This is a genomic window from Streptomyces sp. NPDC059866, from assembly GCF_042731325.1.
GTDB lineage: Bacteria > Actinomycetota > Actinomycetes > Streptomycetales > Streptomycetaceae > Streptomyces > Streptomyces flavusporus.
This window is the reverse complement of sequence record NZ_JBHWJT010000049.1, coordinates 1-25,384: the sequence shown is the minus strand read 5'-3', so window position 1 is coordinate 25,384 and position 25,384 is coordinate 1. Positions and strand designations below refer to the sequence as shown.

The following is a 25,384-nucleotide window of genomic DNA, read 5'->3' as shown; positions in this document are numbered from 1 at the left end:
CGTGACCCGGGACATACACGTTTATCACCCGATTGCGGGTAGCTTGGGGTGCTTGCCCTGCACACAGCGTTGCGTCATCGGGTGCACCGTCCCAACGACTTTCCAGGAGGCTCATGCGCCCCCGAATAACCTCCGTTCCGCGAATTGCCTCCGTTCCGCCCCTCGCCCTGGCCGGCGGTGTGCTGACCCTCGGCGTCGGCGGTCTGTATCTCGCCGGGCTGCTGCTCACAGGCGGTGAGATCGAGGCGGGCACGACGGTGCGCGGTGTGGACATCGGGGGCCTGAGCCGTGCAGAGGCCACCAGGAAGCTGGAGAAGCACTGGGCAGCGGCCGGCTCGCATGAGCTGGCCGTGAAAGTCGGCGACCGCACGGGCGCGGTCGATCCGCAGCAGGCCGGACTCACCTTCGACGCTCAGCAGACCGTTGACCGGGCGGCGCGCACCGGCAACGATCCCTTCAGCATGATCGGCGGACTCTTCCGTACGGGCGGTGACATCGAGCCGGTCGTACGCGTCGACGAGGACAAGGCCCGCGCCGTCCTCGGGAAACTGGCGAAGACACTCGACCAGAAGGTCCGCGACGGCGCGATCACCTTCGCGGACGGCCAAGCCGAGCAGGTCGCTCCGCGCAGCGGGTACGCGCTGGACGTGGACGCCGCGGTCGGCCCCCTGCGCACCTCCTTCCTGCGCGGCAAGGCCGACTCGGTCACGGCCCTGCCCGCCCGTGAGACCAAGCCGAAGGTCACCGCGGAGCAGGTGCGGCGAGCGATGCGCGGGTTCGCACAGCCGGCCATGTCGGCGCCCGTCACGCTCACCGCGGGCGGCAAACGGTTCACGATCACCCCGGCCGTCCTGGGCGAGCACCTGACGATGCGGCCGGACGGCACCGGCAGGCTGACGCCGAAGCTCGACGCCGAGGGCCTGCGCGCCGCCCCCGCGGTGGCCGGCCCCATCTCCGGCATCACCGGCAAGGCCGAGAACGCCAGGCTGCGCCTCGACGGCGACAAGGTCGTAGTGGCCGACGACGCCAGGCCCGGCCTGGAGGTCACCGACAAGGCGCTGAGCAAGGCCGTGCTGCCGCTGCTCACCAAGTCGGGCACCGCCCGCACCGGCGAAGTGGCCACCCGCAGGACCCAGCCGGAGGTGACGCGCGAGAACGCGGCGCAGCTGGGACTGACGGAGAAGATGTCCTCCTTCACCGTCAACTTCGAACCGGCCGCCTACCGCACGAAGAACGTCGGCCGGGCCGTGGAACTCATCAACGGCTCCGTCGTCCTGCCGGGCGAGACCTGGAGCTTCAACCGGACCGTCGGCGAACGCACCGAGGCCAACGGCTTCGTCGAGGGCATCATGATCCTCAACGACCAGTTCACCAAGGCGTCCGGCGGCGGTGTCTCCGCCGTGGCCACGACCGTCTTCAACGCGATGTTCTTCGCCGGGGTCGAGCCCGTGGAGTACGGCGCCCACTCCTTCTACATCGAGCGCTACCCCGAGGGCCGCGAGGCGACGGTCGCCTGGGGCAGCCTCGACCTCAGGTTCACCAACGACTCCGGCAATGCCATGTACATCCAGGCCGAGTCCACGGACACCTCCGTGACCGTCACCTTCCTCGGCACGAAGAAGTACGACGAGATCAAGTCGGTCAAGGGGCCGCGCACCAGCGTGAAACAGCCGGCGCACAAGGTGAGCACCGACAAGGAATGCGTGCCGCAGACCCCGCTCGAGGGCTTCGACGTCACCGTGGAGCGGGTCTTCTACAACGACGGCCGGGAAGTGAACCGGGAACCGTTCCGCACCCGATACACCCCGCGGGACGAGATCACCTGCGAGTGAGCCCGAGCTCCACAGCCGCCCCGACCCCACCGTGGCCCGGCGCATACGGGCAGTTCCCGGCCGCCAGCGGCCCCAGCACGTATGCCGGACCTCACGGCCTCTGGTAGTCGAGTGCGGCGAGCCAGTCGTCCCGGCCTTGGCGGGTCAGGTCGAGGATGTGCCATACCGGGCTGAGCAAGTCGATGCCTCGCTGGTCGATGTCGTCGGACATCCGGGGGTGCGCCGAGTAGAAGTGGCGCACCGACCCGTTGTCGTCGCGGGTGAACACCGACACCGTCGAGTCCTGGTTGCCCTCGGCGTCCTCGCTGCCCAGGTCGTATTTGAAGGTGCTGGACCCGGCGCTGAGCAGACGCAGATTCGTCCACCTCCGGTTTCGGGCGTGTGCGCGGAGCGCGGGCAGGTCGGCTGCGGCGACGATCGCGAGGTCGACGTTCTGCGCGATGTGGTGGGCCACTCCGTTGAACCCGTCGCACCACATCGTGCACATGGGGCACGGCTCGGTCTGCTTCTTGCCATACATGAGGTGGTAGACGACCAGGTCACGCCCGGGCCGAGTGAACAGTTCGCCCAGGCGCACAGTCTGCGCCGGCGCGTCACCGGCCTGCAGATCAGCAGGCCCCTCCTCGAACTCGTAGTCATCGACGACCGGGCCCAGCGGCAACCGGCGACGCAGGTCGGCGACGCGTTCACGATGGCGCATCAGCTCGATCTCGGCTTGCCGCAGTTCCTCGCGGGCGCTGACGTATTCGGCCGACTCCCCGGTGAGATTGGTTGGACGCATCGCTACTCCCGGCCTGGCTGCTGTCTGGTGGCCACATCTGCTCTGGCACACCACCGTATGACCCACCACAGAGCCGTCAGACAGCGAAATGACAAGGACCTGGTCCGTGCACTCCTATGGATCAACCAGAATCCATAGGACAGCCCCGGCCTCGCCACGCGCGTACGGCGATTGCACCCCTGTGGTGGGCACACGTGACCTTCGCTGCCGCAAGGTCGATACTGCGGACAGTGGCACCCAGCCGGCCCACGTCGGCTCACCACCGTCAGAACCTGCTTCCGAGCGCCAGGAACCGCCCAGATCAACAACTGAGGTCACCCCCACTGACCAGCTAAAACGCAGGTCGGGGGTCCGACTGCCAAGATCCACAGGAGGCACCCGTGAAGATGCTCATCAACGTCCCGTAGTTTGGCGCGGCCGCAGGTCAGGCCCATGCTCGGAGGCCGTTGGTCAGCAAACTCCCAGCATGAGTCAGGAGACGTGCACGTTGGCGACCCAGCTCGTACGCGGGATGGGCAGCTTCTTCAAGAGCTGCGCCTGCGCTCGGCAGAGCCGATGCCCCCACCCCTACGTCATTCGCTATCGCGATGCGGCCGACCGTCAGCGCGAGGAGACGGGGTATGCGACGCAGCAGTCGGCCCTCGACCGACTGACGCAAGTCTACGAGGAGAAGCGCAACACCTCGCCCCAAAGGGCCGAGCTCAAGCGCCAGATCGGCAAACAGCGCTTCGGATACTACGCTTCGACGTGGCTCACCAGGCAGCGCCACTACGCACCGGGCAGCATTCGCACGGTCAACCAGGTCCTCAACAGCCAGATCCTCCCCGTCCTCGCGTCACGTCGGATCAACACGTTCACGTCGACGGTGGTCGACGACTTCATCATGTCGATGGAGGAACGCTCCGTGGGGCTGGCTGCTCAGCAGAACGCCTTCGACGCCCTCCGGAAGATCCTGCTCGACGCACGCCGTCGCGGTGGCATCACCGAGGACCCGTTCGAAGGCGTCGTCCCGCCTGAGTACATCCCGCGCAAGATCACCATTCCGACTCTCGACGAGATACACGCGCTCAAGGCCGTCAGCACCGACGGGCTCCGCGTCGCCTCGGTGGCCAGGTCGTCGTCGAACCCAGTGAGCATCTCCAGCTCGGCCACGGTCTCGTCGGCCGGTTCGACGGCCCGCAGCGTGTGCGGCATGGTGCGGGCTGCGTCCGCGATGACGTGCGCGTCGCGGGCGTCGGTCTTGGCCTCTCCCGGGTAGAGGTCGGCGATCCGCCGCATTGTCAGGCCGGGCAGATAGGCGACGCGGCAGCCCGCGTCGCGGGCCACGGCCAGAGGCAGTGCGCCTATGGAGGCGGGCTGGTCGACCACCACGAGAACGGTGCCGTGCTTAGCCTGGAGTCTGGTGAACACGTCACGAAGCTTCGGTTCGGTGTTGGGCAGCCGCTTGTCGAAGACCTTCTTGCCGGCCGGAGTCAGGGCCGTGGCGTGGTGTTCGCCCTTGCCGACGTCCAGGCCGAGGTAGACGTCGATGTCGCCGTCACCGGTCACGTGCTTGCTCCTGTGCTCGCATTCTTCCCGGCCTCACTTGCGGCATCAGCGTGCCGGCATCCACGTTACGAAGAGACTGCCTCCCCCCAGTCCGGGATCGGTGCTCGGCCTCTAATCAGCGGTCTGCCAATGCCTTCGATCCCGGTGACACCACTTTTTCGATCATCATCGACTAGGGGGCGAAGTCATGCCGGGGCCGAAGGCCGGGAGCCTCCTTGCGAGGCCACGAAGAAGGTAACTCGGGGGGCGGGATGATTCCCGCCCCCCTCAATGCACCCTCTGCTGCTGCGCCCAGTTGTCCAGGTCCGCCACCTTGAACCTAAGCTTTCCCCCGAAGTAGTAGCGCGGCACGCCGTGGCGTCTGGATTCCCTGTACATCCAGCGCCTGCTCATACCGAGACTCCGACTCCGCGATGGTCCGCTCACCCGGCCGGCCCCCGGGCAGGGTGTGCGGCCGGGATCTTGACGAGGCCTTGACGTAGGCCAATGAGGGCTACGACTGTCGAGGCAGACGGGGGAAAGAGGCAACGGGTGGCAGGATTGGTGACACAGTTGCGGTCGCTGTCATTGGTGCTGGCCGCACACCCCGCTCGCGCGGTCGTCCTGGCCTTCGCCGCCGTGGTCCTCGCCGGTGCGGTGCTGCTTGTGCTGCCGATCGCCACCGAGGAACGGGCGGGGGCCAGTTTCCTGACGGCGCTGTTCACTTCTACATCCGCCGTGTGCGTCACCGGACTCGCCGTCGTCGACACGGGCACGTACTGGAGCGGCTTCGGCGAGGGTGTCATCCTCGTGCTGATCCAGGTCGGCGGCTTCGGGATCATGACGATGGCATCGCTGTTGGCGCTGCTGGTGTCGGGCCGACTGCGGCTGCGCATGCAGCTGACCGCGCAGGCGGAGACCAAGAGCCTGGGCATCGGGGATGTCCGCCGCGTGCTGCTCGGGGTCGCCGGGACCACGCTGATCGTGGAGCTCGCGGTGGGGGCCGTACTGGCGCTGCGGTTCCGGTACGGGTACGGCGAGAGCATCGGCAGCGCCGTGTACCTCGGTTTCTTCCACGCGGTGTCGGCGTTCAACAACGCCGGGTTCGGGCTGCACGCCGACAGCATCACCCGCTACGCCGGAGACACGTGGGTGATGCTGCCGGTCGCCGTCGCCGTGATCCTGGGCGGTCTCGGCTTCCCCGTCCTGCTGGAGCTGCTGCGCCACCGCAACCGGCGGCGTACGACCGGGCGCCGCAACTGGACCCTGCACACCAAGCTGACGCTGATCACCACAGCCGTCCTCCTGATCGCCGGCACCGTGCTGACCGGCCTGCTGGAGTGGACCAACGCCGGCACCCTGGGCCCGCACTCGACGGCGGACAAGATCCTCAACAGCTTCTTCCACTCCGCCATGGCGCGCACCGCCGGCTTCAACGCGGTCGACATCGGGGCGATGGAGTCCTCCACACTGCTGATGACGTGCGTACTGATGTTCATCGGCGGTGGCAGCGCCGGGACCGCGGGCGGCATCAAGGTGACCACGTTCGCGGTCCTGCTCGTCGCGATCATCGCGGAGGTGCGCGGCGAGCCCATCTCGGGGGTGCTGGGACGCCGTCTCGCCCCGCACGTACTGCGCCAGGCCCTGACCGTGGCGCTGCTGGGCGTCGGCCTGGTCATCGCCTCCACTCTGCTTCTGCTTACGCTGGTCGAGGAGCGGCTGGAGGCTGTGCTGTTCGAGGTCGTCTCCGCCTTCGCGACGGTGGGACTGTCCACCGGCATCACCGCGGACATGCCGGGGGCCGGCCAGCTTCTGCTGATCGGCCTGATGTTCGTCGGCCGTATCGGCCCCATCACCCTTGTCTCTGCGCTCGCCCTGCGGGAGCGCAGGCGCCGCTACGAACTGCCCGAGGAGCGACCCGTCATTGGCTGACTACCTGCACAAGCTGCGCATGCGCCGCCGCAAGCGCCTCGCCGAGACTCGCGCCCATGGGGCGACGGACCAGCGCGTGGCCGTGATCGGCCTGGGCCGCTTCGGCTCGTCCCTCGCCAGCGAGCTGATGCGCCGCGGCTGGGACGTCCTTGGCATCGACACGGACGCCCGCCTGGTCCAGAAGTACAGCGACGGGCTGACACATTCGGCGGTCGCCGACTGCACCGACCCGGAGGTGCTGCGCCAGCTCGGCGTCCACGAGTTCACCAGCGCCGTGGTCGGCATCGGGACCGACATCGAGGCGAGCATCCTGGTCAGCGCCAACCTGCTGGAAGCCGAAGTACCCAACGTCTGGGCCAAGGCCATCAGCCGCCAGCACGGCCAGATCCTCGAACGCCTCGGCGTCCACCACGTCGTCCTTCCCGAGCACGAAATGGGCGAACGCGTCGCCCACCTCGTCACCGGCCGGATGCTGGACTTCATCGAGTTCGACGACGACTACGCCCTCGTGAAGACCGTCGCCCCGGACATCGCCACCGGCGTCCCGCTCGGTCAGAGCCAGGTCCGCAGCCGGTACGGCGTCACGGTCGTCGGCATCAAACGCCACGGCGAGGACTTCACGTACGCCACCGCCGAGACCGTCATCCAGAAGGGCGATGTCATCGTCGTCACCGGCAAAACGCACGCGGTGGAGGCGTTCGCCGAGCTCAGCTGATCACCGGCCTGGCCAGGGCCGGTGATCACAGAGGTTATCGGGCGCTTGGCTTCGGCAGACCCGCCGGTCAGCCGTTGAGGTCGCGGTGGTTGAAGCGGTACGTCCCCGCGGCCACCAGCACCGCGGAGGCCCCGGCAAGGATGCCCGCGTCGGCCCACTGCATGCCATGCTTCAGCGGCTCGCCGCCGATGTAGTAGTGGAAGGGCGAGAGGTACGCGGCCCAGTCCGCGCCGAGTTGCCCGGCGAAGGTGTGGGCGGCATAGGTGAGGATTCCGATGCCGGCGGCGTCCCGTGCCGGTTCGACGCCGTCCTCTCGCGCCCGGCGACTCTGAGCCGCGCAGATCAGCCGGCATACGGGATGCGTCAATGTGTCGTACATGGTTCGTCAAGAACGTCGGCGCGCGTCTCGACGTACGGTCTCATCCGCGTTGTCTGGAAGAAGCCGCACTCGCGGGTGCGCGCTGTTGAAGGAGGGATCGGCCCATGGTGGAGTGGCGCCTTTTGCGTACCGCCGCCCTCCGGCCCGTGCCCGAGCCTATGGCCACGCCGTTCGTCTGGGCGGCGGCTTGCGCGGGAGCGTTCGTCCTTGCGGTCGTACTCAGTACGCTCAGCGGCCCGTCTGCTCCGTCCGTCGCCCTTGCGGTTCTCTGCGGGTTCGCGGCGCTGCTGGGCCTGCCTGCCCCCTTCACCGCGGCACCCGGAACCGCCCTCGTGTGCTGGCTGTTCCTCAACGGCTTCCTGATCACGCCACGCGGTGAACTCACCTGGCAGGGGCATCCGGACGCAGCCCGGATGGGCCTCCTCCTCACCGCCGCAGTCCTCGGCACGCTCGTCGCGCGGCTCATCAATGCGGTTGGCGCACATCACCGCACCACACCTGGTGACGGCCCGCCCTGAGAGCGCGCACGGTCAGTTGCACCGGAATGCCACAAGAACCACCTCGCCGTGGCTGGCAGGCGGACCACCTCCGCGTGATGCTGCCTTGTAGGACGACAAAGAACGGAACGGGAGCCGATCGTGCGAGCACGTGATCTGGCAGTGGAGTACGAGACGGTCGGCGTCGACACCGACGCCATGGAGGCAGCACGCCTGATGGCCGGGACAAGCTTCCCGCCTTGCTGGTGATCGACGAGAACGGTGCGCCCAAGGCCATCCTGCCCGCGTCCCGGACGATCAAGATTCTCGTGCCGGAGTACGTCATCGAAGACCCGACACTGGCCACCGTGGTCGACGAGCGGCACGCCGACCGGTTGTGCCGGGCGATGGAGGGCCGCACCGTTCGCGACTGCCTGTCCAAGAGGGTGCCTGAGCCGCCGGTCGCCGCGCCGGACGACACTGCCCTTGACGCCGCGCAGAGGGCGCGGGTACGTAGCCCGCTGGTGGCGGTCGTCGAGAAGGACAAGGCCGGCATACGGCTCCTGGGCGTCATCACCGCCGCCCATCTGCTGGACCGACTCCTCGCCGCGGTCTGAGAAGGGGAATCACGGAGCTTCAGAGCCGTCCTCGCCGTACACCTCGAGCACCCGGCCCAGGCCCAGCTGATGCAGCACGCCGCGCGACTGGTGCCCCGTGTGGGTGACGATCACACGCGTACTGTGCGCCCTCGCTGCCCGCACTGTCATGAAGAACGCCGTTCCTCCATCACTGCTGAGGTGGCTCAGCCGGCGAAGGTCGAGCTCGAGGACGTCGGGATGCGAGCGCAGAACGTCCTGCAGCTGCGCACCGATGCGCGCGGCGTTCTCAGAAGTGATCTCTCCGGAGAGCCGGACCACGATGTGACCGGGAGCGGACTCGCCGACCTGGTGCTCCTGACGGCGGAACGGATGGAGCAGGCGGTTTCCGACCCTGCGTAGTCCGTGGTCCCGGTGGAACTCCTCGGTGGGGGAAGCGTCTGGCATCCGCGGCTCCAGGACAGGATGGACCGACTGCCGACCAGACTTCCCGGCGCGCCTGCCGCTGAGCCTAATCGCCGCGCGATCCGTGTGCCGCTTGTGCCGTTCTGCGACTCGGCTGATCGGATGGCGGGGGCAGCAGGGCGTGCCCGCCCTGAGTGTTGCCGGATTCCGGCAACGTCATGCCCTTCGAAGTGCGCGTTAGTGATCTGTCAAAGACGCATCAAGAACGGGGAAGGTTCCCAGCGGTGTGCCGGGAAGCCTGGTCGGCGAGCAGAGGACGAATCTCTCTTCCGATCGTGGGTGGCCCGTCATGGTGCTCGTGGCGGTGTTCGGTACCGCGCTGCTGGTGGCGGTTTTGTTGTCGGGCCTGGCGGCGCGGACGGTGCTCTCCACGTCCTTTCTCTTCCTGGTGGGCGGAGCGCTCGTCAGCGATGGCTTCCTCGGTCTGATCCACATCACGCCGGACAGCGAGATGGTGTCCGTGACGGCCGATCTGGCGCTGTTCGCGGTGCTGTTCACCGACGGCATGCACGTCTCCCTGCTCAAGCTGCGCGCCAACTGGAGGAACCCGGCGCGTGCCCTGGGCCTGGGCATGCCCCTCGCGTTCGTATTCATGGCGCTGGTCACGCACTTCCTGGTGGGCCTGGACTGGACGACGTCGTTCCTCGTTGGGGCCGTCCTCGCTCCGACCGACCCGGTGTTCGCCTCGGCGATCGTGGGCCGGAGGGAAGTCCCGGCGAAGCTGCGGCAGTTGCTGAACGTGGAGAGCGGTATCAACGACGGGCTCGCGCTACCGATCGTCCTCATCCTGATCGCCGCCGCGGGCCCGACCGCCGACAGCGCGGAAGCCTCCGGCTCCAAGATCGCCCTGGAGCTGGTGCTCGGCATCGTCTTCGGTTTCGCGCTGCCGCTGCTGGTGAACTGGCTCGTACGCTTCCGGCTGCTGGGCGCGGAGCCGAAGCTGCAGCCGCTGCTCCCACTGGCGACCGGGATCATCCTGTACGCAGCCTGCCACCTCACCCACGCCAACCCGTACCTCGCCGCCTTCTCGGCAGGCGCGGTCATCGCACACGTGTCGCCGGAGGCGAAGGAGTCCTTCGAGCCGCTCGGCGAGGCGCTGGCGGAGCTCGCGAAGTTCGCGGCCCTGCTGATCTTCGGCGCACTGCTGACACCGCAGCTGTTCGGTGACTTGTCGTTCGGCGGTTATGTTGCGGTCGTCCTGGCGATCGTCCTGATCCGTCCGGCCTCGCTGCTGATCTCGCTGATCGGCACGAGTCTGTCCCGCAAGGAGAAGCTGGTGGCTGCCTGGTTCGGGCCGAAGGGCTTCGCCTCGGTGGTGTACGGGCTGCTGGTGCTGCAGGCCGGGATCCCGCAGGGCGAGGAGGCGTTCACCCTCATCGCCGTGTGCATCGCCTTCTCGATCGTCGCGCACAGCTCCACCGACGTGCCGATAGCCCGCCTCTTCCACGTCGAGGACATCGCCGGTGTCACCGGAGGCACCCCTGCTCCCCGTACCGCCAAGGAGTCCGACCATGTCGGCACGTGAACTCGCCGAGCCCTACCCGCAGGTGTCCACCGACGACGACGCCACCGCAGCCGCCCGGCTGCTGGCCGAACACAAGCTGCCCGCACTCCTGGTCGTCGACCGCGACGGACAGCCGTACGCCATCGTGCCCGGCTCCCAGCTCATCGGACAGCTCGTCCCCGAGTACGCCCTGGAGGACCCGCTGCTCCCGGCCGTCATCGACGACCGGGACCTCGACGAGGTGCCCGACAAGCTCGCCGGGCTCAGCGTGGCCGAATGGCTGCCGCGCCGCAGGTTCCAGCCACCGACGGTCGGCCCGGACGCGAACGTCATGCACATCGCGGCCCTGATGGCCCGCACCCACACGCCACTGGTCGCCGTCGTCGAACGCGACGGCGACCAGGTCCGCCTGGCAGGGGCCATCACGGCCGCCCGCCTGATGGAACGACTCGTCGGAGGATCGTGAACGACTGGCACAAATACCAGCTCTCGGCCTGACCGGCGATCTCACTCAAGAAGAGCCGCACCCAAATCCTTTGACCACATCGCGTTCTGGAGAAGACCGGACTGGTCACCTGCGATCAGCTGGTGGTGCTCCGAGTTCTGTACGCGCAGACTGGTGGGTTCGTCGCCGCTTACTGATCAGCATGGCAACGACGAGCAGTGCCGCGCAGAGGGCGGCGATCCCAGCCGGGCCGGCACCGTCCAGCGTGTCGGCGATGGCCCGCTGGGCCGCGCCCGCCCCATTGATGACCGGGTCGGTGGTGGCCGGGTCGTGCTGGACGCGGATCTCGTACCAGCCGTAGTACGCCACGTAGGCCCCGACGAGGAGCAGCAGGCCGCCGCCGAGACGGGGTGCGAGGGCGCCAAAGCGGCGCAGCCGGGTCACCGCGGTGGTGCGGGTCAGGGCGACAGTCAGGGAGGCGGCGCCGACGACCAGGCCCATTCCGGCGGCGTAGGCGGCGAACAGGGCGATGCCCTCGCCGGTGGATCCGCTGCGGAAGGCGGAGACGACGATGGCGAGGAACGGGGCGATGGTGCAGCCGAGGGAGGCGGTGGCGTATGCCATGCCGAACAGCGCCATAGAAGGGATGGAGCGGGTGACCGTGGGGGCGCGGCGCACTTTCGGGGCCAGGACGGGGAGTTGGCGGCCGGCCAGCAGCCAGGCACCGGCCACGGCCATGAGCAGCCCGAACGCAATGGTGAACCAGGGCAGATGCCGCTGCACCTGCCCGGCGACGGGCTGGACGGCCAGGCCGAAGACGCCGAAGAGCGCGGCGAATCCGACGGTCATCGCGGCAGTGGCGGCCAGGGCCCGGCCGACCGCGACCGTCCGGCTGGGCGAGTCGTCGCCGAGGACCAGCAGCGACAGGTAGGCCGGGAGCAGGGCGAAGCCGCACGGGTTGACGGCAGCAAGCATCCCCGCGGTGAGCGCGAGGGCGAGGGGCAGGTCGGCCATGGTGCTCAGCCGGTGAGCCCGGCGACCTTCTCAGCCAGTCCCTGCCCACCGGGCAGGACGCCCTCGTAGACGGTCGTGCCGTTCTTGTCGAGGATGACGTAGTGGCTCTGCTCGGTGATCTCGAACCGCTTCCACACGTCGCCCGCCTCGTCGGACAGGTGGGGGAAGCTGTCGGTTCCGGTATCGGCGACGAAGTCCTTCATGGCGGCGCTGGTGTCGAGCCCGGCAACGCCCAGGACGTTGGCCTTGCCCTGGTAGTCGGCGGCGACCTTCGCGGTCTCTGTGGCCTGGGCGCGGCACTTGGGGCACCAGGGCGCCCAGAACCAGAGCACGGTCGGCTTGCCCGCGAGGGTCTTCGCGTCGAACGGCTTGCCGTCCACGGTGGTGCCGGTGAACTGCAGCGCCTCGGGCACAGCGGCCCCGGCGTCACCGGCGTCCGAGGTGGTGGGCGACTGGGCGGGCGAGGACGTTTTCGACGGCGAGGCGCCCGCGTCGCCATCGGCGTCGGAGCCGCCTTCGGTTCCGCACCCGGCGACGGTGAGCAACGTGGCGGCCAGAGCGGCAGGAAGCAGGGTGCGAACGCGCATGGACGACTCCGAGTGACTCCTGTGTGCGGGGACCGGGTGTGAGCGTAGAGCCGCCGGGCCCCGCGGGCGGGCTGTGGCGGCCTTACGGTTCGGTGACGTCAGCCCGCGGCCTCCTTGAGGCGCTGGGTGTCGAGGACGGTGATGCGGCCGCGGGCGAGGCGCAGCAGGCCGTGGTCGGCGTAGTCGTGCAACACCTTCGTGCACGTTTCGCGAGACGTGCCGGCCAGGGCGGCGAGCTGCTCGTGGGTGAGGGCGATCTGCGGGTGGCGTCCGACCGGCCGCAGCGGACTTGCCGAGGGCTGGGCGGTGGTCAGAGTGGTGAGGGTCGTGGCGATGCGCTGGGCGACGGTCTTGAACACGCTGTCGGACAGGCGTTGTTCGAGGTCGGACAGGCGGCGGCCGAGGATCGCCGTGATCCGGGCGGCGATCCGGGCGTCGGACAGCAAGTACTTGTGCACGTCCGCGCGGCTCATCACGCACACGACGGTGTCGTCGAGGGCCTCGGCGAAGTTGTCGTACATGTGCTGCCCGAGCAGGACCATCTCCCCGAAGATGGTGCCCGGCGTGATGATGGCGGTGGTCAGCGCCCGGCCGTCCGCGGAGACCCGGAAGACGCGCACCCGGCCGCGTTTGAGGATGAACAGCACCTCGGACGGCTGGGTCGGCGAGTAGAGGATCTCGCCCGCGTTGTACGTCTTCATCGGCGCCGCCTCCGCGATGGCGGCCATCTCCCGCTCGGACAGGTCGCAGAAGATGTCGACCTCGGCCAGGCACCAGGTCCGCTCGGCGTCGTCATCTGCTGCGGCGTCGGCCATGGTGTGCGTCTCCTCGCGTCGTCCCGGTGCCCACGGCGGGGGCGCGGCGCCCCATGCCGGGCTGGCCAACACCTCGGCGCCCTGGGCCAGACAGTACGGCACCACGACACCTCCGAAGCCTGTCCGACGCGGCCCCGCCCCCGGTGGTGTTGCACCGGTGGCGGGGGTTGACGTGGGCGGTAGGGAGCTCATCCTCGGGCCGGACCGTTGCTCCTGCCCATCGTCTGGGCGATGAAGGCGAAGGCCACTCCGGCGAGCAGCCCGAACACGAGGTGGGCGCCCAGGCTTGAGGAGGTGACGTCGTTCCACTCGAAGACGGGCATGCCCATGTTCGCGGGCATGATCCACAGGGCCCCGAGGGCCCACCAGACAGCGCCGTAGACGAGGCCGAGAACAGCGGCGGGGGCAACATGCCGGGCGTACTGCCCGAGCAGCACGCCGAAGCCGGTCCCGGCGAAGAGCGCGATGGACAGATGGATCAGCCAGCCCACGAAGGCGTTGGTGGATCCGAGCAGCCCGGCGACCATGGTGATCATCGCCGTGTCCATCATCGGCCGGGACACCGACATCCAGATGCCCATCCCGACACCGCCGACCAGCCCGGCCGCGGCACCCCACACCGCATGGACCGGAATCGTGGCGGTCTTCGGGGATATCTGCACGGTGGTGGCCATGGTGATCGTCCTCCCGATGCTGATGTTCCGCTCACGATGCCGACGCTAGAACGCAGGGCGCATGCAGGTATGTGAGGGCGCTTACGTACCCGGGAGTAGACCGCTGGATGGTCATGGTGACTTCACCGCGATCAGCAGGGCGTAGCCGAGAAGGCCGTCGGCGACGGCCGTGCGGGCCGCGGCCAGGATGTCGGTGGCCGCGGCCAGGTCCACGCCGGCTTCGGCGAGGCGGGCCGGGCCCGTGAGGCGCAGTAGGTTCAGACGCGCCTCGATCTGGTCGATCATGCGCAGCATTGCTGTGTCGTGCCGCTCGGTGTGACGGGTGTGCAGACCGGCCGCGGCCAGGATGTCGGCGTACTCGGGCAGCGGGCGGGCGTCGGCCACGCAGGCGATACGGGCACCCAGTCCGCTCAGTTCGGGTGGAAGTCGGTCGGGGTCGGCGGTGACGTCGGTGATGCCCACGCGCCCGCCCGGTCCAAGGACGCGGGCGAACTCGGCGGCGGCCCGCGCCTTGTCCGGAAAGGTGCACAGCGCGCACTCGCACACCACCGCGTCGAACACTCCGCCCTCGTACGGCAGGTGCTCGGCGTCGCCGGTGACGAACACTGCCCGCTCGGCCATCCCGGCCGCCTGCGCGGCTCCCTGGGCGAGAGCGGTGTTGGCGGGCGCGTAGTCGACGCCGTCCACGCGTGCGCCGTAGACGTCGGCGAGGAGGAGGGCGGTGGTGCCGCGGCCGGAGGCCACGTCCAGGACGCGGGCGTCGCCGGCCAGCTGCAGGTGGTCGGCGAGGTGGCGGGTCAGGGTGAGGCCGCCGGGGTGGTAGGAGTCGCCGAGCAGCAGGGCGACAGCGTCCTTCGCGTAGGCGTCGGCGCAGCAGGTCTTGATCTCGTCGTGGTTCACGGCCGGCGCTCCTCTGCTGCGTCATTGCGCGCGGTCTTCGAGCCGTACGGCGTGGAGGTGAGCCGATCGGCGAGCGGCAGCGCGTTGGGCACGACGTCGGCGACGGGGACGCCGGACATCTGCGCGCGGACCTGTTCGCGGTAGCCGACGGAGTTGTACGCGCAGAACGGGATGAGCCGCCCGTCGGGGGTGATCTCCTCGACGCAGCACTTCATCAGCTGCTTGACGTTGAGGGTGTAGGGGTCCTGGAAGTCCTGCACCACGATCATGAACGCCTTGTCGTTCAGGTCCCGCACCGCTTCCGGCAGGTCGATGCCGCAGGCGTCCGCGCAGTCCAGGGCCTCGGCGGTGGCCCGCAGCTTCTCCTCGGTCGTCTCCGTCCCCATGAACGCCGAGGCCGACCACAGCTTCTCCAGGGCCTCGCGGATGCCGACGTCGGGCATGACGCGGTTGGTGACGTAGTCGAGGTAGTCCTCCACGTTCAGCAGCCGCGGGATCGGCACCACCGTGCGGTTGCCCGGTTCCCCGTCCATCAGCAGGTAGGTGATGGACCGGCAGGTCGGGAAGCAGCACGGCACGGGGAAGAAGTCGCCCTTCTGGAACCAGCCCGGCCGCTGTTCGTTGATCAGCCGGATGACGTCGGGGTTGGTGAGCCGCTGAAGCGGGTCGAACTCCACGTGCCGGCCGGAGTGCGTGACGGGCTGGAACGCCACGGACCGTACGGCGGGATGGTCGATGCCGTACTCGATGATCGCCCCGAGTTCGTGCTCGTTCAGGCCCCGCTCGACCGCCGCGACGAGAGTGACGGTCAGCCCCGCCTCCGCGCAGTTGTCCAGCGCCCGCTGCTTGAACATCCGCAGGTCCCGCCCCCGGATCTCCAGGTGGGTGCGTTCGTCGAAGCCGTCGAACTGGAGGTAGATGTTCACCGACCGGCCCGGCACCTGGTTGCGCTTGCCGAGCTCGGCGACGAAGGTCCGGTCGGAGGCGAGGCGGATGCCGTTGGTGTTGAGGGTGACGTTCTTGATCGGGCGGGCCTGGGCGAGGTCGATGAAGTCGAGGATGTGCTTGTGGACGGTGGGCTCGCCGCCGGACAACATCACCACCTCCGCATCACCCTCGGATTCCACGAAGGCGTCAAGCATGGTTGCGCACTGCTCGTGGGTGATGGAGTAGCCGTCGGGTTGGTGGCCGGAGTCGGCGAAGCAGATCGGGCAGTCCAGGTTGCAGCCGGTGTTGACCTCGATGATGCCCAGGCAGGCGTGCTGCTTGTGCTCCGGGCAGAGCCCGCAGTCGCTCGGGCAGCCGTCCTTCACCTCGGTCTGGAAGGTGAGCGGAACGGTGCCCGGCTTGTTGAAGCGCGCGGAGGACAGGTATTCCTCGGCATCGCCGTACACCAACGCCTCGAACTGCCCATGGTCGCGGCAGCGTTTACGCAGATAGACCTTGCCGTCCCGGATGTTGACCTGCGCGTCGACCGGAGTCTTGCACAACGGGCAGATCGACTTGGTGAACTCCACGAACATCTCGTCGCGGTCCACCTTGCGCCGGGGCGCGGATGCCTGGGTCATCTCGATCCTCTCTTCGCGGTGGGGCCGGATGGGCCGGATGCCTTGCGTGCCCCGCGGAACAGCAGGACCGCGTAGCACAGCAGCAGTGCGTCCTGCACGAGGACGAACCAGCTCAGTCGCTGGGCGAGATATCTGCCGAAGCAGCCGCAGTTGGTCACCGTGAGGCCGCGGGCGTAGGCCTGTACGGCCGGCAGTGCCCATGCCCCCGACACGGCCGTGTAGACCCACACGGGGGCGATCGCCTTCGACCGCGGGCGGGCAAGGAACCACACCCCGCACACCAGCTCGCCCGCGATGAGTGCTGCGGCGAGCGCAGGCGCCCCCGGCCCGGAGACGAGCCCATAGGCATCCAAAATCCCGGGCATCTGACGGAAGGACACGAGCTGTCCGACCGCCATCGCGACGAAAAGCGCGCCCAGCACGCTCCGCAGCACCATGCGCTGCACGCTATGCCCCAGGTGAGGCGGGGATCTGTAAGCGCGCTCACCGACGGCACACAGCTGACTCAGGCCAGGGCGTCGAGCGCGGCGAGGATGTCGGTTGGTTCGGCGCGGCGGGTGTAGTCGGTGTCGACGAAGGCCCAGCGGATGATGCCGTCGCGGTCGATGACGTACGTCGCGGGCAGCGGGAGCGTACGTGGGTGGCCTCCGTTGACGCGCTGAAGCTCGAAGCCGAGCTTGTCGTAGACGGCGGCAAGGTCGTCGGGGAGGTCGAAGGCGAGGCCGTACTGCTTGGTGGTGTCGGAGCCGAGGTCACTGAGGACGTCGAAGGCGAGGTGATGCTTCTCGGTCAGGGAGAGGGACTCGTCGGGGATCTGCGGGGAGACGGCGACGAGTCGGGCGCCGCGTGCGGTGATGTCGTCGTGGTGACGCTGAAGGGAGCGCAGTGCAATGTTGCAGTACGGGCACCAGGCGCCGCGGTAGAAGGTCAGGACGACCGGGCCGGTAACGAGCAGATCCTCCAGCGCCACCGTCTGGCCGGTCGCCGACGGCAGGCTGAAGTGCGGGGCCCGGTCGCCGACGGTCAGGGCGCGGGTGGCCCGGCCGGAGTCGGCGAGGTCCTGGGCGGCGCGGTTCATGATCTCCCGTATCTCGGCGGGGATCTGCTGCTGGCGGGCTTCGTAGAAGGCGCGCAGCTCGGCGTTGAGGGTCATGGAAGGGTCCTCCTGGGGCTGGGACAGGGTCGGGACAGCGCCGAACCTCCAACTTGGAATGACTGTTTCAAGATAGTGGAGGGGGCGGTATCTTGGAACTCCCGTTTCAGGATCGCGGGAGTGCCAGGAGGTGAGGGCAGTGCCGGACATCAAGCACTTCGACCCGGACACTGCACTGGAGACGGTGGTGCGGCTGTTCTGGCGGCAGGGCATGGTCTCGACCGGCATCCAGGACATCGTGACGGAGACCGGGCTCAACCGCTCCAGCCTCTACGCCACCTTCGGCAGCAAGCAGGATCTCTACCGCACCGCGCTGCGCCGCTACATCGAGAGCCGTTCGCAGCCGGCGTTCCGCCGCCTCGCACAGGACGAACGGGGCCTGCCCGCCATCGCCGAGTTCTTCGCCGCGCTCATCGACGTGCGCTGTTCAGGGGAGTACGCGCGGTGGGGCTGCATGGTCGCCAACGCGCACGCCGGTGCGGAGAACGGCGACCCGAAGGTCCGTGCCCTCCTCGACGGGCACCATCGGCACCTACGGGACGCGATGTACGCGGCGCTGACGATCGCGCAGGACAACGGCCAACTTCGACCCGAGGCCGACCTCGGCGCCACGGCCGAGCTCCTGGCCCTGCTCGCCTACGGCGTCAACGTGCGCTCCCGTGCCGGAGCGGACGTCCGCGAACTGGAGGAGACGGTGACGGCGGCCCTCACCGCGATCGGTGGCCGGGCGGCGCCCTGACGGCGCACCCCGTCAGCCCCGCGCTCTCCGCTCGGCCTCCTCCTTGACCGAGACGAGCGAGTCGGCGACGGTCGCCTCCCACCGCTTGGCGACCTTCTCGCCCCACCACTGCCCAGCACGCCAGAGGTCTGTGCCCAACTCTCCCTCGTACAGCAGCCGAGTGGCCCCGTCCCGTTCGGTGAGGGTGAAGGACTCGACGACGTACGGCACCGGGCCGCGCACCAGCCGGAAATCCACCCGCTCGGGCCGGGTGAACCGCACCGTCTCCACCGTGACGGCCTTCCACCGGCCGCCGAGCGGCGTGTGGTGGGCGGCAAGCACCATGTCGCCGCCCCGCTCCAGAACACGGACCTTCTCCTGCATGGCCCGCGTGGTCCGCCCCAGGTACGGCTGGCCGATCACGTCGAAGATGACCTCCCGGGGCGCGGCGATGTCCAATGGTTGAAGCCCGAGCTTCCGGATGCGCCGCCCCACACCGAGGTCGGCGGGCAGGGCGCCCGAGACCAGCCCCGCCCAGCCACCGACGGCGACTGCCCCTGCCGCGGCCGCCCAGGCCGTGAGATGCGCGAGACGACGGCCGGTCACCGGGAGGGCTCCGGTTCGCCCTCGACCGTGACGCCCTGCCAGAACGCGACATGGTTCTTGATCCGGCGTGCCAGGGGGCTCGGATGCGGGTAGTACCAGGCGGCCTTCGGGTTGGTCCGCCCGCCCACGGTGACGTCGTAATACCGGGCGAGCCCCTTCCAGGGGCACAGGGACCTCGACCGGCTCTCGCGGAAGTACTGGCGGTGCAGCGCCTCGGACGGGAAGTAGTGGTTGCCCTCGACGGTCACGGTGCGCGGGGCTTCCGCGATCACCACTCCGTTCCATACGGCCCGCAACATGATCTTGCTCCTCCACATGCACCGGAAGGATTCCCCGGGTGTTACGACGTGACGCTATGCGCGGCACCTACGGCGGTTCCGTGACGGCGCTCACCGTTCGCGTGGGTGAGGATGCGGCAGATGTCGGTGTCGGTGCACTCGGCCGGGTCCGTCCGCGCGGCCCGCTCGGCGAGGTCACGCAGGGCCTGCCGGGTGGCGCGCAGCTCGCGGATACGCCGGTCGATGTCGGCCAGATGCTGGTCGATGAGGGCCGTGACGTGCTCGCACGGCGAGGCCCCGGCATCGCGGAGGGCGAGGACGGAGCGGATCTCGGCGAGGGTGAGGCCGGGCGCTCTGAGCTTCGCGGATGAAGGCCAGTCGCCGCCGGGTCTGCTCCGGGTGGTCGCGGTAGCCGCCAGGCGTGCGGGGCGGCTCCGGCACCAGCCCGATCTCCTCGTAGAAGCGGATCGTCTTGGCGCTCAGCCCGCTCGCGACGGCCAACTCGCCGATACGCATGTCTCCAGGCTAGCTGTTGCGGGGCAGGACGTTCGTGACGTTCACCGCTCGGGCCTCGCCGTTTCGCAGGCCGCAGCCCACCATCATGACGATCTCAAGCGCGAGGTCGTCGTCGGCGGCAGCCAGCGACTTCTTCACATAGGTGAGGGACGGGATGACCACCTTCTCCCGGACGTACTCAGGTTCTTGGACGCCCTTCACGGGGTCATCCGCCATGGCCCCTTTGCCATAAGCATCTCGCAATATGGCCTTGAGGGTGCGGAATATGTTCGCCTGGTTTCCGCGCCCCCCGTCGGTCTCCAATTCATCCAAGAAGCGCTCGACCACGATCGGTGTGACGGAGTTCAGCTTTCGCGATCCGAGGCGGGGAACGATGTGCACATTGATCGAGCTGTCGACGTGCTCGCCCGTGGAATACTCCGTCATCTTGCGCTGTCGGGGTCGCCACTGCTTCGCGTATTCCTCGACCGTCTGCTGCCCCAGCCGACACGGCGGTCTTCACGTTGCGACTGCTGGCACAGCGCGTCGTGCAGCTTCGGCAAGAAGCCACCGAGCTCGGAAGGCGGATGACCATAGCGGTCCGGGCTACCGCGCCCAGCCTGCTGGAGCAGCTCGGGATCGGACCGGACAACGCGGCGGCCCTGCTGATCACCGCAGGCGACAACCCGGAACGGCTGGGCAGCGAGGCATCCTTCGCCGCCCTGTGCGGTGTCGGTCCTGTCGAGAAGTCCTCAGGGAAGAGCCGGCGCCGTCGGCTCAACCGCGGCGGAGACAGGCAGGCCAACGCCGCGCTGCACCGCATCGTGGTCACCCGCATGCGACAAGACGAGCGCACCCGCCTCTACCTGGAGCGACGCACCGCCGAAGGAAAGGGAAAACGCGAGGTCATGCGCTGCCTGAAACGCTACGCGGCCCGCGAGGTGTACCGCCTGATCCGCGCCGACATGATCACGCGCCACCAGCAGCCTGATACTTCAGCGACCCTGAGGACCGCAGCTTGACGAACATAGGGGCATCAAGCACCGCCGCCATGGCGTGAACGTGCAGGTGATGACCGATCCGGCCGGGCGGCTGCTGTGGATCTCGCCCGCACTGCCCGGCCGCGCCCACGATCTCACTGCGGCCCGCACCCACCGGATCATCCGGATCTGCGAGCGCCAGGGCGTCCCGGTCCTCGCCGACCGCGCCTACATGGGAGCCGGCTCCTGGGTGCCAACACCCCTCAGACGCCCGCCGGGCCGCGACCTCACCCCGACCCAGCGCTCCGTCAACCGCGCGCTGTCCGCGGCACGGGCGCCGGTCGAGCTCGGGGTCGCACGGCTGAAGTCGTGGCGGATCTTCCGCAGGGCCCGGTGCAGCCCGAATCGAATGTCGTCAATCTCCGCCGCCGTCCTCACCCTGGAGCGGCAACGCTGAAACGGCTCACTGGCTTGGAGTTCCGGCACGAATGATCCGTGCGTCGCCTCCCTGGCCGCGGAGGTAGCGCCGGTGGTCTACCCGGCTCGGGTACCAACCCTCTCCCGCAGTGGGTGCCGATCTTCTGGGCCGCCCTCTTCTTGGCCTGCCGAATCGCCGCGGTGCCATCACCCTTCAGCTCGGTGAACACGCCCTCTGACGCGTTGCTGGCGTCCGCCGGGACCTCGTCAGCGCTGCCCTTGAGGGCTTCTCCCTCTGGTGGGCGATGCCGTTCTTGGGCAGCGCCGAGCCGCCGGTGGTGGTCATCTTCTCTTCCCTGCCTGTGCACAGCTTGCCGCTCCTCGGGAGCCGACAGCGTGACCTTCGCTGCCGCAAGGCCGATACTGCCGTCAACAGGAGCTGCAGTCGTCCGACAACCGATCACCCGCAGGATCTGACGGGCCGTCACCGAAGTCAGCATCAGGTCAGCATCAGTACCGTCAGGACCCGCCCCGGACCGTCACGAACCGCCAAGATCAAAAACTGGCTTTATGTGCTCTGACCTCGGGAAACACAGGTCCAGGGCCCGCCTGCTAATCTCTTCAGGAGGTACCCATGAAGATGCTCATCAACGTCCCGGAGACCGTCGTCGCCGACGCACTGCGGGGCCTGGCGGCGGCGCATCCCGAGCTGACCGTCGACGTGGAGAACCGGGTGATCGTACGGCGGGACGCGCCCGTCTCCGGGAAGGTGGCGCTCGTCTCCGGCGGCGGCTCGGGGCACGAGCCGCTGCACGGCGGGTTCGTCGGGCCCGGCATGCTGTCGGCGGCCTGCCCCGGGGAGGTCTTCACGTCGCCGGTGCCGGACCAGATGCTGCGGGCGGCGGCGGCCGTGGACAGCGGGGCCGGGGTGCTGTTCGTCGTGAAGAACTACACCGGTGACGTGCTCAACTTCGACATGGCGGCCGAGCTCGCCGAGGACGAGGGCATCCAGGTCGCCAAGGTGCTGGTCAACGACGACGTGGCGGTCACCGACAGCCTCTACACGGCCGGGCGGCGCGGGACGGGCGCTACGCTGTTCGTGGAGAAGATCGCCGGGGCCGCCGCCGAGGAGGGCCAGCCACTGGAGCGGGTCGAGGCGATCGCCCGGCAGGTCAACGAGGCCTCCCGCAGCTTCGGCGTGGCGCTGAGCGCGTGCACGACGCCCGCGAAGGGCACCCCCACCTTCGATCTGCCGCCCGGCGAGCTGGAGCTGGGCATCGGCATCCACGGGGAGCCCGGGCGGGAGCGGCGGGCGATGATGACCTCGCGGGAGATCGCCGACTTCGCGGTGCACGCCGTCCTGGAGGACCTCGCGCCGCGCAATCCCGTCCTGGTCCTGGTCAACGGCATGGGGGCGACACCACTGCTGGAGCTGTACGGCTTCAACGCCGAGGTGCAGCGGGTGCTGGCCGAGCGCGGGGTCGCCGTCGCCCGCACCCTCGTCGGCAACTACGTCACCTCCCTCGACATGGCGGGTGCCTCGGTCACCCTCTGCCAGATCGACGAGGAACTGCTGCGACTGTGGGACGCACCGGTGCGGACGCCGGGCCTGCGGTGGGGTGTGTGACGAGGCGGTCCAGGCGATCACCGTACCTACCACGCCGTACCTACCATGCAAGGAGATCCAGTGCTCGACGCCGACTTCTTCCGCCGTTGGATGACGGCGACCGCCGCATCCGTGGACCGCGAGGCGGAACGGCTCACGGCCCTCGACTCCCCCATCGGGGACGCCGACCACGGCAGCAATCTCCAGCGCGGGTTCACCGCAGTGATCGCGACGCTGGAGAAGGAGGCCCCGGACACGCCCGGCGCGATCCTGATGCTGGCCGGGCGGCAGCTCATCTCGACGGTCGGCGGTGCCTCCGGGCCGCTGTACGGCACGCTGCTGCGGCGGACCGGCAAGGCGCTCGGGGACGCGGCCGAGGTCGGCGAGGAACAGCTCGCCGAGGCGCTGCGGGCGGGCGTGGACGCGGTGATGCAGCTCGGTGGCGCCGTGCCCGGCGACAAGACGATGATCGATGCGCTGGTGCCGGCGGTGGACGCGCTCGGTGACTCCTTCGGCGCGGCACGGGCCGCCGCCGAGCAGGGCGCCCTGGCGACGACTCCGTTGCAGGCCCGCAAGGGCCGGGCGAGCTATCTCGGCGAGCGGAGCATCGGGCACCAGGACCCGGGCGCCACTTCGTCGGCGCTGCTCATCGCGGGGCTCGTGGAGGCCGCCGATGAGTGACGCGAAGCTGGTCGGGATCGTGCTGGTGTCGCACAGCGCGCAGGTGGCCGCGTCCGTTGCCGAGCTGGCGAAGGCGCTGTCGGGCGGCGGCACGGCGGTGCCCGTCGCCCCGGCGGGCGGCACCGAGGGCGGTGAGCTCGGTACCAGCGCGGAGCTGATCTCCGCCGCGGCCGCGTCCGTGGACCGCGGTGCCGGGGTCGCCGTCCTCGCCGACCTCGGCAGTGCCGTCCTCACCGTGAAGGCGCTCCTCGCCGAGGGCGACGAACTCCCCACCGGCGCCCGCCTGGTGGACGCGCCGTTCGTCGAGGGTGCCATCGCCGCGGTCGTCACAGCGGCCACCGGAGCCGACCTCGACGCGGTGGAGGCTGCGGCCGGGGAGGCGTACACGTACCGGAAGGTGTGACGCCCACGCCCGCAGGGGGCCAGCCCCCTCCCCCATCGACCGGCATGCCGGTCAGGTGACCCCCTCCGCCGCCAGCGCAACAGCCGAGCGCACGGCGCCGGCCAGCTCGGTCTGCGCCGTGCGGCGGTCGGCGGCCGCGTCGGCGGTGCGCCAGGCGTGGTGCTCGACCGCGGCGCGCAGGGCGGCGTTGAGCATCGCCGCCTGGATCGCCGGCCGCAGGTCGTCGGCGGGCAGCCCGGCCCGGTCGGCGAGGGCGCGGGCGAAGGCCGGCTCGGCCTCGTCGTAGGTCTGGAGCCACACCGCGCGCAGGCCCGGCTCCGTCCGGGTCAGGCGTACCAGCGCCCCCAGCGTGGTGCCTTCGGTCCCGGTCACCCGTTCCTGCTCGGTGCTGAACGCCCGCTCCAGGGCCGCCACGAGGGGCTGCCCGGGCCGCCAGTCGCGCAGGCATGCGGCGATCAGGTCGATGCCGGCCGAGAACAGGGGACGTACGCAGTTCTCCTTGCTCGGGAAGTACCGCCACACGGTTCGCGCCGAGACGCCGACGGCCTGCCCGATCTGCTCGCCGGTGGTCGCGGTGACCCCCTGACGCACGAACAGGTCGACCGCCGCCCGGGCGATCTCCAGCCGGATCTCGGCCTTGCGTTCCTCGGTCAGGGGCGGTCGGCCCGTCCGTCCGCGGGCTGCAGTCATCTGTTCCTCCGGCGCCGGTGATCGGTCCTCCGGAATTCTCCACCACGATTTTATGTCACTCACAGACAATAAGTCGTACGGTGGACCGCACCGGGCCCGGCGCCCCTCCCTTCACCCCTTAGGAGCACACCCATGACCACTGGACTGGACGGCCGCAGCGTCATCGTCACCGGAGCGGGCTCGGGCATCGGGCGCGCCGCCGCCCTGGCCTTCGCCGGGGAAGGGGCCCGGGTCGTGGTGGCGGACCTCGACGCCGAGGGCGCGGACACCACCGTCAAGGAGATCGAGCAGGCGGGCGGCACGGCCGTCGCCGTCACGGGCGACCTGAGCGAGCAGGCCGTGGTGGACCGGGTCACGCAGACCGCGGTCGAGCGCTTCGGCGGGGTGGACGTCCTGGTGAACAACGCCGGGATCATGGACCGGATGTCGGCACTCGCGGACGTCGGCGACGCGGAGTGGGAGCGGGTCATACGGGTCAACCTCACCGCGCCCTTCCTGCTCACCCGGGCTGTGCTGCCGCACATGCTCGCGGCCGGCCGGGGCGCGATCGTCAACACCGCCTCCGAGGCCGGTCTGCGGGGCAGCGCCGCGGGTGCCGCGTACACGGCGTCCAAGCACGGGGTGGTGGGCCTGACGAAGTCCCTCGCCGTGATGTACCGCAAGCAGGGCATCCGGGCGAACGCCATCGCGCCGGGCGGCACGCAGACCGGCATCGTCGTGGAGGCCGAGGCCGACGCCCACGGGCCCGCGGCTCTGGGCCCGCACTTCGTCAACGTCGGCCGTCTGGCCCAGCCCGAGGAGCAGGCCGCCGCGATCGTGTTCCTCGCCTCGGACGCGGCGAGCAACGTCAACGGGGCGGTCCTGCCCGTCGACGACGGCTGGTCGGCTGTCTGACGGCACCTCAGGAGTCGCCGACGAACTGCCGTGCCAGCCGCTCCCCTTCCGAGACAGCAGCCTCGTGGCTCTCGATGGGCGAGGCCTGGGAGTCCTTGAAGACGATGTAGGTGACACCGGAGTCCGTGCCGCCGGCCCGCGGGTCGGGCGGGATGCCGAGCGCCGCGGCGGTGGCGTACGACGCCTCGCCGATGATGTCGGCCGGCCCGGTGTCACCGACGACCGCGTACTGCACCTGGTCGCGGTAGACGAC

The 25,384-nt window shown here is 69.4% G+C and carries 29 protein-coding genes and 4 pseudogenes; 14 read left to right on the top strand and 19 right to left on the bottom strand.

The features are described from left to right. Positions 1 to 113: 113 nt before the first annotated feature. The gene (locus ACFV7R_RS41560) at positions 114 to 1,832 is read left to right on the top strand and encodes a VanW family protein (RefSeq protein WP_385274257.1); all 1,719 of its coding nucleotides are present in this window, start codon (positions 114 to 116) and stop codon (positions 1,830 to 1,832) included. 91 nt (positions 1,833 to 1,923) lie between these two features. Here the strand turns inward: ACFV7R_RS41560 and ACFV7R_RS41555 are convergent, their stop codons facing one another. After that, complete coding sequence (locus ACFV7R_RS41555; protein ID WP_385274255.1) at positions 1,924 to 2,613, bottom strand: DUF899 family protein; 690 nt, start codon at positions 2,611 to 2,613, stop codon at positions 1,924 to 1,926. 1,068 nt (positions 2,614 to 3,681) lie between these two features. Beyond that, positions 3,682 to 4,161, bottom strand: a pseudogene (locus ACFV7R_RS41550) (IS110 family transposase); the annotation flags it as partial. Between the two features lie 531 nt (positions 4,162 to 4,692). On the opposite strand from ACFV7R_RS41550, the gene ACFV7R_RS41545 reads away from it, so the two are divergent. Beyond that, a complete protein-coding gene (locus ACFV7R_RS41545; protein WP_385274253.1) occupies positions 4,693 to 6,072 on the top strand; it encodes a TrkH family potassium uptake protein in 1,380 nt (459 codons plus the stop codon). Next, entirely contained in the window at positions 6,065 to 6,787 is a 723-nt protein-coding gene (locus tag ACFV7R_RS41540) for a potassium channel family protein (protein WP_385274251.1), read from the top strand. The genes ACFV7R_RS41545 and ACFV7R_RS41540 overlap by 8 nt, the downstream gene beginning before the upstream one ends. A gap of 67 nt (positions 6,788 to 6,854) precedes the next feature. On the opposite strand, the gene ACFV7R_RS41535 is transcribed toward ACFV7R_RS41540, so the two are convergent. Then, complete coding sequence (locus tag ACFV7R_RS41535; protein WP_385274248.1) at positions 6,855 to 7,166, bottom strand: hypothetical protein; 312 nt, start codon at positions 7,164 to 7,166, stop codon at positions 6,855 to 6,857. Positions 7,167 to 7,270: 104 nt separating this feature from the next. On the opposite strand from ACFV7R_RS41535, the gene ACFV7R_RS41530 reads away from it, so the two are divergent. Continuing rightward, positions 7,271 to 7,684 (top strand): hypothetical protein, encoded by a 414-nt coding sequence (locus ACFV7R_RS41530; protein ID WP_385274245.1) that lies wholly within the window; start codon positions 7,271 to 7,273, stop codon positions 7,682 to 7,684. 120 nt (positions 7,685 to 7,804) lie between these two features. Next, positions 7,805 to 8,259 (top strand): annotated as a pseudogene (locus ACFV7R_RS41525) (CBS domain-containing protein). A gap of 9 nt (positions 8,260 to 8,268) precedes the next feature. Here ACFV7R_RS41525 and ACFV7R_RS41520 read toward each other — a convergent pair. Beyond that, a complete protein-coding gene (locus tag ACFV7R_RS41520; RefSeq protein WP_385274242.1) occupies positions 8,269 to 8,685 on the bottom strand; it encodes an STAS domain-containing protein in 417 nt (138 codons plus the stop codon). A 307-nt stretch (positions 8,686 to 8,992) separates the two neighbouring features. On the opposite strand from ACFV7R_RS41520, the gene ACFV7R_RS41515 reads away from it, so the two are divergent. Together ACFV7R_RS41515 and ACFV7R_RS41510 are read left to right on the top strand one after the other, a co-directional pair. Continuing rightward, a complete protein-coding gene (locus tag ACFV7R_RS41515; RefSeq protein ID WP_385274239.1) occupies positions 8,993 to 10,228 on the top strand; it encodes a cation:proton antiporter in 1,236 nt (411 codons plus the stop codon). Next, positions 10,215 to 10,673 carry a CBS domain-containing protein gene (locus ACFV7R_RS41510; protein WP_385274236.1) on the top strand — a complete coding sequence of 153 codons (459 nt, stop codon included), beginning with the start codon at positions 10,215 to 10,217 and terminating at the stop codon, positions 10,671 to 10,673. The genes ACFV7R_RS41515 and ACFV7R_RS41510 overlap by 14 nt, the downstream gene beginning before the upstream one ends. 105 nt (positions 10,674 to 10,778) lie before the next feature. On the opposite strand, the gene ACFV7R_RS41505 is transcribed toward ACFV7R_RS41510, so the two are convergent. From ACFV7R_RS41505 to ACFV7R_RS41470, 8 genes are all read right to left on the bottom strand, one after another. Next, positions 10,779 to 11,666, bottom strand: coding sequence for a cytochrome c biogenesis CcdA family protein (locus ACFV7R_RS41505; RefSeq protein ID WP_385274233.1), 888 nt, complete (start codon positions 11,664 to 11,666; stop codon positions 10,779 to 10,781). A 5-nt stretch (positions 11,667 to 11,671) separates the two neighbouring features. Then, complete coding sequence (locus ACFV7R_RS41500; protein WP_385274230.1) at positions 11,672 to 12,253, bottom strand: redoxin domain-containing protein; 582 nt, start codon at positions 12,251 to 12,253, stop codon at positions 11,672 to 11,674. Between the two features lie 98 nt (positions 12,254 to 12,351). Continuing rightward, positions 12,352 to 13,170: a Crp/Fnr family transcriptional regulator gene (locus tag ACFV7R_RS41495; protein WP_385274227.1), complete on the bottom strand. Its 819-nt coding sequence runs from the start codon at positions 13,168 to 13,170 to the stop codon at positions 12,352 to 12,354. 86 nt (positions 13,171 to 13,256) lie between these two features. Then, a complete protein-coding gene (locus ACFV7R_RS41490) occupies positions 13,257 to 13,742 on the bottom strand; it encodes a hypothetical protein (RefSeq protein ID WP_385274224.1) in 486 nt (161 codons plus the stop codon). A 111-nt stretch (positions 13,743 to 13,853) separates the two neighbouring features. Further along, positions 13,854 to 14,642 carry a methyltransferase domain-containing protein gene (locus tag ACFV7R_RS41485; protein ID WP_385274221.1) on the bottom strand — a complete coding sequence of 263 codons (789 nt, stop codon included), beginning with the start codon at positions 14,640 to 14,642 and terminating at the stop codon, positions 13,854 to 13,856. Continuing rightward, on the bottom strand, positions 14,639 to 16,210 hold the full coding sequence (locus tag ACFV7R_RS41480) for a radical SAM protein (protein ID WP_385274218.1): 1,572 nt from the start codon (positions 16,208 to 16,210) through the stop codon (positions 14,639 to 14,641). The genes ACFV7R_RS41485 and ACFV7R_RS41480 overlap by 4 nt, the downstream gene beginning before the upstream one ends. Beyond that, entirely contained in the window at positions 16,207 to 16,647 is a 441-nt protein-coding gene (locus ACFV7R_RS41475; protein WP_385274215.1) for a MauE/DoxX family redox-associated membrane protein, read from the bottom strand. The genes ACFV7R_RS41480 and ACFV7R_RS41475 overlap by 4 nt, the downstream gene beginning before the upstream one ends. Before the next feature lie 68 nt (positions 16,648 to 16,715). Continuing rightward, complete coding sequence (locus ACFV7R_RS41470) at positions 16,716 to 17,363, bottom strand: peroxiredoxin-like family protein (RefSeq protein ID WP_385274212.1); 648 nt, start codon at positions 17,361 to 17,363, stop codon at positions 16,716 to 16,718. Between the two features lie 139 nt (positions 17,364 to 17,502). On the opposite strand from ACFV7R_RS41470, the gene ACFV7R_RS41465 reads away from it, so the two are divergent. Beyond that, a complete protein-coding gene (locus ACFV7R_RS41465) occupies positions 17,503 to 18,102 on the top strand; it encodes a TetR/AcrR family transcriptional regulator (RefSeq protein ID WP_385274209.1) in 600 nt (199 codons plus the stop codon). Between the two features lie 12 nt (positions 18,103 to 18,114). Here ACFV7R_RS41465 and ACFV7R_RS41460 read toward each other — a convergent pair whose 3' ends face one another. The 5 genes and pseudogenes from ACFV7R_RS41460 to ACFV7R_RS41440 form a co-directional block, all read right to left on the bottom strand. Next, positions 18,115 to 18,687 (bottom strand): SRPBCC family protein, encoded by a 573-nt coding sequence (locus ACFV7R_RS41460; protein ID WP_385274206.1) that lies wholly within the window; start codon positions 18,685 to 18,687, stop codon positions 18,115 to 18,117. After that, positions 18,684 to 18,986: a DUF427 domain-containing protein gene (locus tag ACFV7R_RS41455; protein ID WP_385274203.1), complete on the bottom strand. Its 303-nt coding sequence runs from the start codon at positions 18,984 to 18,986 to the stop codon at positions 18,684 to 18,686. Before ACFV7R_RS41455 ends, ACFV7R_RS41460 begins: the two co-directional genes overlap by 4 nt. Before the next feature lie 41 nt (positions 18,987 to 19,027). After that, positions 19,028 to 19,294, bottom strand: a complete 267-nt coding sequence (locus ACFV7R_RS41450) for a MerR family DNA-binding protein (protein WP_385274309.1) — start codon at positions 19,292 to 19,294, stop codon at positions 19,028 to 19,030. A gap of 82 nt (positions 19,295 to 19,376) precedes the next feature. Further along, positions 19,377 to 19,481 (bottom strand): annotated as a pseudogene (locus ACFV7R_RS41445) (MerR family DNA-binding transcriptional regulator); the annotation flags it as partial. 9 nt (positions 19,482 to 19,490) lie between these two features. Then, positions 19,491 to 19,907: a hypothetical protein gene (locus ACFV7R_RS41440; protein ID WP_385274200.1), complete on the bottom strand. Its 417-nt coding sequence runs from the start codon at positions 19,905 to 19,907 to the stop codon at positions 19,491 to 19,493. 140 nt (positions 19,908 to 20,047) lie between these two features. On the opposite strand from ACFV7R_RS41440, the gene ACFV7R_RS41435 reads away from it, so the two are divergent. The 5 genes and pseudogenes from ACFV7R_RS41435 (at position 20,048) to ACFV7R_RS41415 (ending at position 23,547) form a co-directional block, all read left to right on the top strand. Then, positions 20,048 to 20,482: a transposase gene (locus ACFV7R_RS41435; RefSeq protein WP_385274197.1), complete on the top strand. Its 435-nt coding sequence runs from the start codon at positions 20,048 to 20,050 to the stop codon at positions 20,480 to 20,482. Positions 20,483 to 20,498: 16 nt separating this feature from the next. After that, positions 20,499 to 20,897: pseudogene (locus tag ACFV7R_RS41430) on the top strand (transposase family protein); the annotation flags it as partial. A gap of 594 nt (positions 20,898 to 21,491) precedes the next feature. Further along, positions 21,492 to 22,484, top strand: coding sequence for a dihydroxyacetone kinase subunit DhaK (dhaK, locus tag ACFV7R_RS41425; RefSeq protein ID WP_385274194.1), 993 nt, complete (start codon positions 21,492 to 21,494; stop codon positions 22,482 to 22,484). A 60-nt stretch (positions 22,485 to 22,544) separates the two neighbouring features. Beyond that, entirely contained in the window at positions 22,545 to 23,144 is a 600-nt protein-coding gene (gene dhaL, locus ACFV7R_RS41420) for a dihydroxyacetone kinase subunit DhaL (RefSeq protein WP_385274191.1), read from the top strand. Beyond that, positions 23,137 to 23,547, top strand: a complete 411-nt coding sequence (locus ACFV7R_RS41415) for a PTS-dependent dihydroxyacetone kinase phosphotransferase subunit DhaM (protein WP_129797676.1) — start codon at positions 23,137 to 23,139, stop codon at positions 23,545 to 23,547. Before dhaL ends, ACFV7R_RS41415 begins: the two co-directional genes overlap by 8 nt. Before the next feature lie 51 nt (positions 23,548 to 23,598). Here the strand turns inward: ACFV7R_RS41415 and ACFV7R_RS41410 are convergent, their stop codons facing one another. Further along, positions 23,599 to 24,237, bottom strand: a complete 639-nt coding sequence (locus ACFV7R_RS41410; protein WP_385274188.1) for a TetR/AcrR family transcriptional regulator — start codon at positions 24,235 to 24,237, stop codon at positions 23,599 to 23,601. 132 nt (positions 24,238 to 24,369) lie between these two features. Here ACFV7R_RS41410 and ACFV7R_RS41405 point away from each other — a divergent pair, with 132 nt between their 5' ends. After that, positions 24,370 to 25,131 carry an SDR family NAD(P)-dependent oxidoreductase gene (locus ACFV7R_RS41405; protein ID WP_385274185.1) on the top strand — a complete coding sequence of 254 codons (762 nt, stop codon included), beginning with the start codon at positions 24,370 to 24,372 and terminating at the stop codon, positions 25,129 to 25,131. A 7-nt stretch (positions 25,132 to 25,138) separates the two neighbouring features. On the opposite strand, the gene ACFV7R_RS41400 is transcribed toward ACFV7R_RS41405, so the two are convergent. Continuing rightward, positions 25,139 to 25,384: glycoside hydrolase family 75 protein (locus ACFV7R_RS41400; RefSeq protein ID WP_385274182.1), on the bottom strand; the 246-nt coding region annotated here is incomplete at its 5' end.

Excerpts from the sequence above, each read along its gene's own strand:
- ACFV7R_RS41455 (WP_385274203.1), bottom strand. The coding sequence starts at position 18,986 with ATGTTGCGGGCCGTATGGAACGGAGTGGTGATCGCGGAAGCCCCGCGC.
- ACFV7R_RS41440 (WP_385274200.1), bottom strand. The coding sequence starts at position 19,907 with ATGACGGAGTATTCCACGGGCGAGCACGTCGACAGCTCGATCAATGTG.
- ACFV7R_RS41480 (WP_385274218.1), bottom strand. The coding sequence starts at position 16,210 with ATGACCCAGGCATCCGCGCCCCGGCGCAAGGTGGACCGCGACGAGATG.
- ACFV7R_RS41520 (WP_385274242.1), bottom strand. The coding sequence starts at position 8,685 with ATGCCAGACGCTTCCCCCACCGAGGAGTTCCACCGGGACCACGGACTA.
- ACFV7R_RS41410 (WP_385274188.1), bottom strand. The coding sequence starts at position 24,237 with ATGACTGCAGCCCGCGGACGGACGGGCCGACCGCCCCTGACCGAGGAA.
- ACFV7R_RS41475 (WP_385274215.1), bottom strand. The coding sequence starts at position 16,647 with ATGGTGCTGCGGAGCGTGCTGGGCGCGCTTTTCGTCGCGATGGCGGTC.
- ACFV7R_RS41560 (WP_385274257.1), top strand. The coding sequence starts at position 114 with ATGCGCCCCCGAATAACCTCCGTTCCGCGAATTGCCTCCGTTCCGCCC.
- dhaK (WP_385274194.1), top strand. The coding sequence starts at position 21,492 with ATGAAGATGCTCATCAACGTCCCGGAGACCGTCGTCGCCGACGCACTG.
- ACFV7R_RS41515 (WP_385274239.1), top strand. The coding sequence starts at position 8,993 with ATGGTGCTCGTGGCGGTGTTCGGTACCGCGCTGCTGGTGGCGGTTTTG.
- ACFV7R_RS41490 (WP_385274224.1), bottom strand. The coding sequence starts at position 13,742 with ATGGCCACCACCGTGCAGATATCCCCGAAGACCGCCACGATTCCGGTC.
- ACFV7R_RS41505 (WP_385274233.1), bottom strand. The coding sequence starts at position 11,666 with ATGGCCGACCTGCCCCTCGCCCTCGCGCTCACCGCGGGGATGCTTGCT.
- ACFV7R_RS41435 (WP_385274197.1), top strand. The coding sequence starts at position 20,048 with ATGACCATAGCGGTCCGGGCTACCGCGCCCAGCCTGCTGGAGCAGCTC.
- ACFV7R_RS41535 (WP_385274248.1), bottom strand. The coding sequence starts at position 7,166 with ATGTACGACACATTGACGCATCCCGTATGCCGGCTGATCTGCGCGGCT.
- ACFV7R_RS41415 (WP_129797676.1), top strand. The coding sequence starts at position 23,137 with ATGAGTGACGCGAAGCTGGTCGGGATCGTGCTGGTGTCGCACAGCGCG.
- ACFV7R_RS41470 (WP_385274212.1), bottom strand. The coding sequence starts at position 17,363 with ATGACCCTCAACGCCGAGCTGCGCGCCTTCTACGAAGCCCGCCAGCAG.
- ACFV7R_RS41405 (WP_385274185.1), top strand. The coding sequence starts at position 24,370 with ATGACCACTGGACTGGACGGCCGCAGCGTCATCGTCACCGGAGCGGGC.
- ACFV7R_RS41530 (WP_385274245.1), top strand. The coding sequence starts at position 7,271 with ATGGTGGAGTGGCGCCTTTTGCGTACCGCCGCCCTCCGGCCCGTGCCC.
- ACFV7R_RS41555 (WP_385274255.1), bottom strand. The coding sequence starts at position 2,613 with ATGCGTCCAACCAATCTCACCGGGGAGTCGGCCGAATACGTCAGCGCC.
- ACFV7R_RS41510 (WP_385274236.1), top strand. The coding sequence starts at position 10,215 with ATGTCGGCACGTGAACTCGCCGAGCCCTACCCGCAGGTGTCCACCGAC.
- ACFV7R_RS41500 (WP_385274230.1), bottom strand. The coding sequence starts at position 12,253 with ATGCGCGTTCGCACCCTGCTTCCTGCCGCTCTGGCCGCCACGTTGCTC.